Here is a 10,798-nt window from a genome sequence, read left to right on the forward strand (position 1 = left end):
GCAAAAAGGTAAAAACTATGTCGAAAAAATTAAAAGTAGTTGTATTTGGTGTGGGATTTGGGCAGGTGTATCTAAATGCAATAGAAAAAAATAAAGAGAATTTTGAATTAGTTGGTATTTTTTCAAGAGGTAGTAACTGGTCAAAAGAATGTGCAAAGAGATATAATGTGCCTTTATACACAGATATAAATAAAATAGACAAATCAATATGTGATGTTGCTTGTGTGGTAATAAAATCAACTATTGCTGGCGGAAAAGGAAGTATTATTGTTGAAGAACTATTGAATAAAGGAATTAATGTAATACAAGAGCATCCTATCCATGAGAAAGAATTTATTAAATTTATAAAACTTTCAAAGGAGAATGGATGTGAGTATTTTTTAAATACATTTTATCCTGAATTGAATACAATAGATACATTTATAAGGATTTGTAGAGAATTACAGAATAGAACAACAATTAGGCATATTAGTGCAGATTGCAGCATTCATGTTTTATTTCCTTTAATTGATATACTAGGTAGAGCAGTTGGAGGGTTTACACCATTTGAGTTTCAGAAGGTAACTTCTAATTTTGATTTATTTTTTGATACAATAATAGGTTATATAAATAATATTAGCATAACCATAAATATACAAAATAGAATTGAGCCCGATAATTCTGAAAATTATATGACATTACTTCACAGAATTGGAATTACTACGAATAGTGGAAATTTGATTTTGGTAGATACGAATGGTCCAATTGTTTGGAGTCCTTGCATGAATAAAGAGCTTTATGATGATAATCATTATAATATCAATGATAAGAATCTCTTTTCCGATTTGCCAATTTATGAATTGATTGGTGAAAATAAATATGGAACTTGTAAGGATATATTAAATGAATATTGGCCTGATGGAGTAGTGAATGCTTTGGAGCTTTTTAGAAATTCCATTTTAAATTCTACTGATTTAAGTAAAAGGAATCAATATATATTGAAAACAATTAGAATATGGCAAGAAATAGGCAATATATTAGGAACTCAGAAGATGTTATCTCCATATGAAAAAATACCGATAAAAATGGATGAAATTATTCAAATTTAATTGATTGGACATATTGAAAAGTTCTCTTAAAAGGAATATAATAACTTTATAGCGACGCTAAAGTCTCTATAAAGGAGAACAATATGACACGACAAAAAAGATTACCAAAGGAAGAGAGAATGAGACAAATAAGAAATCATGCGAAAAATGTATTTCTTAGAAAAGGATTTGATAAAACTACGATGGAAGATGTTGTAAAAGAAACTGGTATGAGCAAAGGAGGTATATATCGACATTATAGTAGTACCACAGAAATGTTATATGATTTAATGATTGACGGAAATGTTTATAGGAATACTTTAATAGATGAGTATTTAGAGAGTAACAACGGTAAAAATAAATTTGAACAAATTGGAGAAATTTTAGTAGATAAAGCATTAGCATCTACTGATTTAATGAGGCTATATGTGATTTTTCTGAAATCAAAAGACTATAACAAAGATTTATATAATTTATATCCAAGATTGAAGGAAATTGCAAAAAAACAATTTGCTGTTGTGGCAAAAAAATTAGAAATAGAAGAAGATATATTTGAAGATGATTTTTTAGTAAATTATATAAATGGGTTAATTTTAAGCACCGAGATATTAGATGCAAGAAAAAGCTTTGATAGCCAAAGAGAGTTTTTAAAAGATACCATCGTAAACTATATTATGAAGATTGAAAAAGATGGTGATTAGGAGGATTAAACATGAATAAATTAGAGGTAAAGGATTTAATCAATATAGGATTATTTTCCGTATTAGGATTCATATTTATGATGATTGGATCATTTTTAGCAATGGTTCCGGTTTTAATGCCGGTTGTCCCATTTGCGCAGGGAGTTTTGGTAGGGCCTGTAAATATGCTATATTCTACCAAAATTAAAAAAAGAGGAATGATTTTTATTCAATCATTATTGATTGCATTGATATATGTTGCTATGGGACATGGACCTTGGGCATTATTAACGGCTGTTATCGCCGGTATTATTGCTGAAATAATTTTGAAATCAGGAGAATATACCAATGTAAAGAAAGCAAGATTGGCATTTTCAATTGCTCCTCTTTGCACGTTAGGAAATTGGCTTCCAATTTTTATATCAAGAAATGAATATATTAAGCAAATGTTAGAACAAGGATACAATCAAGAGTTCATTGATAAGATGCTTAGTGTTATGCCGAATTGGATTATTGTTGTAATGGCAATAGTAGGAATTATCGGTGCATATATAGGTTGCAGCATTGGAATGGCATTTCTAAAAAAACACTTCAAAAAAGCCGGTATGGAAAAATAAGATTTCATGGAGAGTTAGGATGATAATCAAACTTGATTTTCGTACAAAACTTTTTATGACGATAGTTCTTTCATATGTAATGGTATTAGGCAATATTCAAACAAAGTATTTCGTGCAAGCCATTTTAATATCCACAATTCCGATAATACTTTTAATTAACGCAAAATATATAAGAGTAGCTATTATTGGAGTGGCTACTCTTTTGTTTGTTTATTCTGCTGATAAATTTCTGATAGGGCTTAATTACAATCCTGTGGTTGCAATTCTATTGATAATAGTGATGGTTATTAAAAAAATTCTCCCCGCATTTTTGATGGGGAGATATACCATACTTACATCAAATGTTGGAGAAAGCATTTACTCATTAAAAAAAATGAAATGTCCAGATGAAATAGCCATTCCCTTGACGGTAATGGTACGTTTCTTTTATGCTGCAAGGATTGATTATAGTAATATAAAAAAAGCTATGCGTTTGAGAGGATTGACGCTTAAAAGGTTAATAAAGAGTCCAATTTTATTATTTGAATATAGATTAGTGCCATTATTGATGTGCTTATCAAAGGCAGCAGATGATTTGACGGTATCAGCTATGACGAAAGGGTTGGCTGTAAATCAAAAGAGAACAAGTATTAGTGAAACATATATGGGACTTGTTGACTTTATGTTTTTCTTAATAATGGCATGGATAATCTATCTATATATAAGGGGAAAATATGCTTGAATTACAAAATTTAACAGTGGGTTTTGACGGTGAAAGCATATTGAAAAATATAAATATGATTTTCAAACCCGGTGAAGTAACCGTCATTACAGGACATTCAGGAACAGGAAAAAGTAGCTTGCTAAAAGTTATCAATGGAATCATTCCGGAATACAATAATGCAGAATTAGAAGGAGATATTGTATTTAACGGAAAATCATTGTTTGGCTTGACAATATTGGAACGATCTAAATTTATATCTACAGTGTTTCAAAATCCTAAAACACAATTTTATTGTATCAATTCAACCGATGAACTGGCTTTTCAGTTGGAAAATAGAAACATAGACAAAGATTTGATTTTAGATAAAATTCAGTATTATTCAGCGGTTTTAGGTACAAAGGAATTATTAGATAGGAATATCTTTGAACTATCTGGAGGCGAAAAGCAGTTGATTGCAGTAACAGCTTGTGGGATTTCTGAAAATGAAATTATCTTGTTGGATGAACCCTCATCTTCCTTAGATCAGGTTGCAATAGAGCATTTACAGAATGCCATTATGGAACTGAAAAAAAGAAAGAAAATTATCATCATTGTGGAGCATAGATTGTTTTATCTGAAAGATATGCTTGATAAATTGTGTGTGATAGAAAATGGAACTTATAAAGAATACACAAAAGAGCAGTTTTGTGATGATTTCTTTGAACAGGTTTCTGAAAAACATAATCTAAGGAGTTTTAATGCGATTTCTAAAAACAATTTTTTAAGCAGGAAATATAAGCAAGTAGAAGTGTTAAAGAAAAATTCTTCAGATCTTGATTGTAAAGCATTGTCTTGTTTGAATTTCAAAAAAAAATATGAAAGAAAGGAAATCTTTGACTTCAGTATTGCCTTTGAATCCGGTATCAATTTCATCATTGGTCAAAATGGTGTTGGGAAAAGCACTTTTATCAATTTGCTGATGGGGCTGACAAGAGGAACAGGAGAGGTGTTTTATAACGGAGTAAAAGTAAAAAAACGATGTGAAAATATTTTTGCGATTATGCAAGATGTTAATTATCAACTTTTTACAGAATCTGTATGGCAAGAAATTTCAACTATTACTAAAGAGGATGAATTAAAAAATGAAATTTTGAGGAGGGTAGACTTATTTGATAAAAAAGAAATGCACCCAAGTTCGTTATCAGGTGGAGAAAAACAGAGATTGTTGCTTGCTATGTCTATGGTAAGCCAAAAACCAATCATAATATTTGATGAACCAACGAGTGGACTTTGCAAAATGCAAATGGATATTTTGATTGAATTTTTGAATCAAATGGTAGCACAAGGGAAAACTATTATTATAATTACACATGATTTTGAATTTATAAAACACTGTGATGGTACAATATATGAATTTCTAAAATAAAATGTAAATGGATACAATTATGGAGGTGTTAAATTATGAAAGAAAAAAGTCCTGCTGTAACATTGTGGGAGCTTGCATATAAGGAACATTCAAAGTTAAAAACATCTGTATTTATAGCAAGTATCGGTGTTATTGCCGGAATTGTTCCATACATTGCTGCAAGCCGTATTTTAGTCTATTTATTAAATGGAATTGCAGATTTCAAGGTCTATTTTTTATGGATGGGAATAGGTATGTTATCTTATATTTTAAAATCTGTTTTATACTCTACGGCGTTATCTGTATCTCATAAAGCGACTTTTAGTGTATTGAAAGATATTCGCTTGAGAATGCTTGATAAACTTCCAAAGATGCCATTAGGAGAAATAATCTCTGTTCCAAGCGGAAACTTTAAGCAGATTATAGTGGATCAGGTTGAAAGTATGGAGAAACCGCTCGCTCACCTGTTGCCTGAAATGACATCGAATCTCTTAGGTTCTTTGAGTATATTTATTTACTTATTATTTCTTGATTGGAGAATGGCTCTTTTATCATTAGTATCCATTCCTTTGGGGATGCTTTTTATGGGACTCGTAATGAAAAATTATGCTGTTCAATATGAAGGATCTGTAAAGGTAAATCGAGAAATGAATTCTGCAATTATTGAGTATGTCAATGGAATAGAAGTGATAAAAACATTTAATCAAGACAAGAGATCGTACGCAAAGTACAAAAATAAAGTCATTGCAAATGCAAGATACTTTTATGAATGGATGAAGAGCTGTCAGTTACCTGTATCTTTATCTAAAAACATATCTCCTACTACAATGATAACAGTGCTTCCATTTGGTTGGTATTTCTACATTAGCGGAAGTTTAAGTGCAGAAGTATTTATATCTGTAATTATTCTATCTTTAGGTATTGCAGGACCTTTACTTGAAACAATCAATTTTGTTGATGGTCTTGCTAAGATAGGGACTATTGCAAATTCTATTAACTTAATTTTAGAAGGAAAAGAACAAAAGCATTCTGATAGAGAAGTGACTATCCAGCAATATAACATTGATTTACAAAATGTAAAGTTTGGATATGAAGAAGAAAAAGAAATTCTTCATGGAATATCCCTAAACATAAAAGAAGGGACAACAGTGGCTTTTGTTGGACCAAGTGGAAGTGGCAAGTCAACTTTAGCAAAATTAATAGCTGGATATTGGGATATCATGGAAGGAAATATAAATATTGGTGGACACAATCTTAAGGAAATTCCATTAAAGCAATTATATAGTTTGACCGCCTTTGTTTCTCAGGATAATTTTTTGTTCAACGAAAGTATTAGGGAGAATATAAGAATGGGCAATCCAAGTGCCAGTGATAAAGAAGTAGAAGACATTGCTAAGAAATCGGGTTGTCATGATTTTATTATGAAAATGGAACATGGTTACGATACGGTTGTCGGAAGTAGTGGTAGCCATGTTTCTGGTGGAGAAAGGCAAAGAATATCTATAGCAAGAGCAATGCTCAAAAATGCACCTATTGTAATACTTGATGAAGCTACTTCATATATAGATCCTGAAAATGAAGTGATTATAAAGCAAGCTTTATCAAAGCTTATAAAAGATAAAACGGTGATTATTATTGCTCATAGATTATCAACTATAACAGATGCAGAACAAATATTCTTAATTGAGAATGGAAAACTTGTTTCATACGGTAAGCATGATGAATTATTAAAAGGTTGTGAATTATACCGAAATATGTGGAACGCTCATATAGGAACAAAGGATGGTGGGATGAAATGTTAAGTGCTTTAAAAAAGATTTTAGATTTCTCAGGTGATGAAAAGAAAAATGTATATCACTCTATATGGGTAAGTTTTTTGTTTGCGATTTTTCATATGCTTCAAATCAGTGCTATTTATTTTATAGTGAAAGCAATTGTCCAAAAAGACATGAGCATGATGCCTGCGTGGATCGCATTAATACTTCTTGTTATTAGCATAATCGGAAGAAGTGTTACAAATTATTTTTCACAATTACAGCAATGCCATGCAAGTTATTTTATGGTGGCAAATAAAAGAGTAGCAATAGGTGAAATGTTAAAAAAAATACCTATGGGATTTTTCAATGAAAACAATATTGGTGAAGTGGTTGGAATTTCTACAACTGTTTTAGAAGATGTAGAAAATACCGCAGCAATGGTTATGGTAAATACATTATCAGGTTTTATAAACACGATAATATTTACAATAATGATTTTAGCATTTGAGTGGAGAATAGGTTTTATTGTTGCAATTGGATGCCTATTGTACTTATTTGTTCTCTCAAAAATGGAAAGCAAATCAAGGAGTGTTCTTCCTAAAAGACAAAAAGCATCTGCTAAATTGGTTGATGCCATTTTAGAGCAAATTGGAGGAATGTCTGTTATAAAATCCTTCAATTTAACAGGGAAAGGAGATGAAAAAGTCAGAGGTGCTATTGAAAATAGTAGAAAAATAAATCTTGATTGTGAAAAACTGTTTACACCTTATACGATTTTGCAAAATATTCTTTTGGATTTGTTTAGCATTTTGATAATAGGTGCAGGTATTTTCTTTTATATCAAGGGAGAACTCTCATTCTTAAATACAGTTATGACGATTATAATTTCTTTTCTTGCTTTTTCTCAAATAAAATTGGCAGGAAGTGCAACAACCTCTCTCAGAGTTGTTAGTGGATCTATTGAGCAAACAAAGAAGTTAGAGAAATTTCCACAGATGGATATTGATGGAAAAGACATAAAGCCTACTACTTTCGATATTTCTTTTGATAATGTAGAGTTTTCATATTCAGGTAAAAAAATCCTCGATGATATTTCGGTCAAGATACCACAAAACCAAATGACAGCTATAGTTGGGCCTTCAGGAGCTGGAAAAACTACATTTTGCAATTTGATAGCGAGATTTTGGGATGTAGAGAAAGGAGAAATCAGCATAGGTAGACACAATATTAAAGAATATTCATTGGAGTCATTAATGAGACAAATTAGTATGGTTTTTCAAAATGTTTATTTATTTCAAGACACTATTGAGAACAATATAAAGTTTGCTAAGCCAGATGCTACACATGAGGAAGTTATAGAAGCTGCAAAGAAAGCGTGTTGTCATGAATTTATTATGAAGCTTCCTGAACAATATGAAACAGTTATAGGAGAGGGAGGTGCAAGTTTATCTGGTGGAGAAAGACAAAGAATATCAATTGCAAGAGCAATGATAAAGAATGCACCTATTATTATTTTCGATGAAGCTACTGCAAATGTAGACCCTGAAAATGAGGATAAATTGCAGGTTGCTATGGAGGAACTCACAAGAAATAAAACAGTAATAATGATAGCACACAGACTAAAGACAATAAAAAATGCAAACCAAATACTTGTTTTAGCTAATGGAAAGATAACGCAACAAGGTACACATGAAGAACTTATTCAAGTTGATGGTATCTACAAAAAATTTGTTGAAGCAAGACAAGTGGCAGCAAAGTGGCAGTTGTCATAAGTTATAAAAATATTGAAAAAAACTGGAGGAAGTCATATGGGAAAACAAGATATGAAAACACAACTTTTAACCAAAAGTCCTAAAGATTTATTGTTTCAGTTAGCTATTCCGGGAATTATAGGAATGGTAGTTATAGGGCTATATCCATTTATGGACGGAATTTTTGCTGGATGGATTATTGGAGACTATGCAATGTCTGCTATTAGTATATCCATGTCCTTAACAATAATAAATGGTGGAGTATCAGCACTTATTGGAGTTGGTAGTGCATCAATATTATCAAGGGCGATTGGAAAGGGAGATAAAGAAACAACTGACAAGATATTTGGAAATTTTTGTTATTGGGTAATTTTATTCTCTATAGTTATCACAATATTAGGTTTGATATTTGCACCTAATTTTTTGGATTTAGTAGGAGCAAAGGGGAATATTAAAGAACTTGGAGTCAGATATTTAAGAGTAGTTTTTTTGGGCTCCATATTTGTTAATTTTGCTCAAGCCGGAAATATGACAATGCGTGGTGAAGGTGCAGTAAAGCAATCCATGATTATTATGGGGGTAGGAGCAATATTAAACATTATTTTAGATCCTATTTTCATGAAGTTGATGGGAGAATATGCGATTGAAGGGGCAGCTATTGCAACTGTAATCTCTCAAATTGTGCAAGCTATATTAACCTTACGCTATTTTTCAAAGAAAAGTGCTTTTGTGAGGATTCATAAAATCCAAAAGAGTAAGGATATTTCCAGTGAAATGTTTAGCATAGGAAGTTCTGCAATGATGATGCAAATTTTGTTTGCAGTACAACAAACATTCTTGTTTAAGCAAGCTTTCGCATACGGTGGAGATAATTGGGGAATTTTAATGGCTGCTACAATGAGATTGTATATGTTCTCCTTTATTCCTCTTTGGGGAATGAGCCAAGGTTTACAGCCTGTTATTGGGGCAAATTTCGGAGCAAAGCAATATAAAAGAGTAAAAGATACAATGAAAGTTTTTATGTACGGAGCAACTATTCTTGCAGCTCTTTCATGGATACCATCGATGTTTTATTCAGAAAAATTACTATCACTATTCAGTGTAAGAAGTGAAATCATAGAAGCTGGTGTTATGAATTTCAAGATGTTTTATTCCACATTTATTATGTATGGAATTATGATAATGACACTTACATTCTTTCAATCTATTGGAGATGGGAAAAAAGCAAGCATGATTGTAATGCTTAGACAACTGATTTTGTTTATTCCGGCTATATTATTGCTTCCAAAGTTTTTTGGAGCAAGTGCAGTTTGGTGGGCTGAACCTATTGTAGATTTTAGTATGATCTTGGTTGGGTTTATTATTCAACAAACAATGCTTTCTAAATTGAAAACAACAAATTAATCCTATTTTTAATACAACAATCATGTTAGTAGAATCGATGTCATTTTTAATAATGAACTTTTATATAAATTACTTTTTTAGCTGGGAATGTTATTTTCTCAGCTATTTTTTTGGTAAGATAACTAATAATAAATGGAATAATGGAGGGGAAATATGGTGATGTTATTTTTATCAGTAAAAAAATATCATGAATATGCTGTATGTGTTTGTGAAATAGAATTAATTTCTATATATTGCCCTTTTTAAAGAACTAAAAACTGAATATGAGAAGAGCCAAAAAACTTTTTTTCGTTCACATCTAAGAGGATTTCGCACGTCAAAATGCCGAGATCCTCCTTTTTTATGCACAAAATCAAAAAAACATAAAAAGGAGGATCAAAGGATGTTAGACAAAGAAAAATATATTTATGTTAAAGGTAAAAAGATATATGTCTCTGATGAAGTGTATAGAGCATATAAAAAAGAGCTTAATCATGAAGCTCATTTGAAAAGATTAGATAGAAAGCATAAGGTGTTTCATTTTGGAGATTATAATATAAGTGTTGTAGATATTGCAGATAATACAGTTGATGTTGAAAAAATCATTGAAACCAAAATGCGTATAGAAGATTTGTATCGTGCATTAGACAGTCTAAATGACGAAGAGAGAAACCTAATTAAATCACTGTATTTTGAGGATAAAACTCTCACAGAAGTTGCAAAGAAAGAAGATACAAATCCGATGAAAATCAGTAGATTAAGAAATAAGGTTTTAGAGAAACTGAGAAAACTTTTGGATAGGTAAATCAACTAGAGGGCAGGGGAAAATATCTCTGTCCTCTATTTTTTAAAAATTTTTCAAAAAAATATTCAAAAAAGTGTTAAAAATTGTCCTGAAAGTAAGGTTTATATATAGAGGGACTTTTATACCTCGTTATATATAGATTTGAACCTTGACAACTGAATAGACCAAGACAGGACATTAACCATTTGTGGAGCTTTATAATTTCTTCGCCAAGACTTTTCTGCTGATAAGGATTTCGGCTTAAATAAATACTCTAGTTAAAAGAAGGATAAAAGAAAACGAGCGACAAAAAGAAATTATATATTCAGCCTAGGAAACTGATGCATTGAAGCAAATGGGGATAATGATACTTCTACAGTTGTTGCCGGCTCATCTTGAAAAGGGGCGGTGGTGAAATTCCAATGTCGTGGCCTACACGCCTGTTAATGTCAAAAAACTTAAAAATATTGAAGATAAGGAGAAGATATTATGTGTGATGAACATAATATAAATACAGAAATGAAAACAGATAAAAAAGATAAACAGATGATAAATCAAATTGATGGTTGGAATATAGAAGTTAAATTTAATGAAAATGGATTTAGCTTAGAAAATTTAGTAGAGGAATACATCAAAGAAAAATTTTCTGTCTATTAGGGGCTGACAGAAAAT

The 10,798-nt window shown here is 31.1% G+C and carries 10 protein-coding genes; all 10 read left to right on the forward strand.

Going from position 1 to position 10,798, the window contains the following annotated elements; translation table 11 throughout:
- The first annotated feature begins 17 nt into the window (after positions 1-17).
- The 10 genes from QO008_RS05425 (at position 18) to QO008_RS05470 (ending at position 10,783) form a co-directional block, all read left to right on the forward strand.
- Complete coding sequence (locus tag QO008_RS05425; protein ID WP_022620599.1) at positions 18-1,088, forward strand: Gfo/Idh/MocA family oxidoreductase; 1,071 nt, start codon at positions 18-20, stop codon at positions 1,086-1,088.
- 83 nt (positions 1,089-1,171) lie between these two features.
- On the forward strand, positions 1,172-1,768 hold the full coding sequence (locus tag QO008_RS05430) for a TetR/AcrR family transcriptional regulator (protein ID WP_022620600.1): 597 nt from the start codon (positions 1,172-1,174) through the stop codon (positions 1,766-1,768).
- Between the two features lie 11 nt (positions 1,769-1,779).
- The gene (locus tag QO008_RS05435) at positions 1,780-2,364 is read left to right on the forward strand and encodes an MptD family putative ECF transporter S component (protein ID WP_022620601.1); all 585 of its coding nucleotides are present in this window, start codon (positions 1,780-1,782) and stop codon (positions 2,362-2,364) included.
- A 19-nt stretch (positions 2,365-2,383) separates the two neighbouring features.
- A complete protein-coding gene (locus tag QO008_RS05440; RefSeq protein ID WP_022620602.1) occupies positions 2,384-3,085 on the forward strand; it encodes an energy-coupling factor transporter transmembrane component T in 702 nt (233 codons plus the stop codon).
- Positions 3,078-4,472, forward strand: a complete 1,395-nt coding sequence (locus QO008_RS05445; RefSeq protein ID WP_022620603.1) for an ATP-binding cassette domain-containing protein — start codon at positions 3,078-3,080, stop codon at positions 4,470-4,472. The genes QO008_RS05440 and QO008_RS05445 overlap by 8 nt, the downstream gene beginning before the upstream one ends.
- A 35-nt stretch (positions 4,473-4,507) precedes the next feature.
- Positions 4,508-6,253: an ABC transporter ATP-binding protein gene (locus QO008_RS05450; RefSeq protein WP_019124147.1), complete on the forward strand. Its 1,746-nt coding sequence runs from the start codon at positions 4,508-4,510 to the stop codon at positions 6,251-6,253.
- A complete protein-coding gene (locus QO008_RS05455) occupies positions 6,247-7,980 on the forward strand; it encodes an ABC transporter ATP-binding protein (protein ID WP_307384971.1) in 1,734 nt (577 codons plus the stop codon). Before QO008_RS05450 ends, QO008_RS05455 begins: the two co-directional genes overlap by 7 nt.
- Before the next feature lie 36 nt (positions 7,981-8,016).
- Positions 8,017-9,363 carry an MATE family efflux transporter gene (locus QO008_RS05460; RefSeq protein ID WP_022620606.1) on the forward strand — a complete coding sequence of 449 codons (1,347 nt, stop codon included), beginning with the start codon at positions 8,017-8,019 and terminating at the stop codon, positions 9,361-9,363.
- 232 nt (positions 9,364-9,595) lie between these two features.
- Entirely contained in the window at positions 9,596-10,147 is a 552-nt protein-coding gene (locus QO008_RS05465; protein ID WP_079392103.1) for a sigma-70 family RNA polymerase sigma factor, read from the forward strand.
- A 468-nt stretch (positions 10,148-10,615) separates the two neighbouring features.
- Positions 10,616-10,783, forward strand: a complete 168-nt coding sequence (locus QO008_RS05470) for a hypothetical protein (protein WP_000332792.1) — start codon at positions 10,616-10,618, stop codon at positions 10,781-10,783.
- Positions 10,784-10,798 lie beyond the last annotated feature (15 nt).

This window comes from Aedoeadaptatus ivorii, from assembly GCF_030815095.1.
GTDB lineage: Bacteria > Bacillota > Clostridia > Tissierellales > Peptoniphilaceae > Aedoeadaptatus > Aedoeadaptatus ivorii.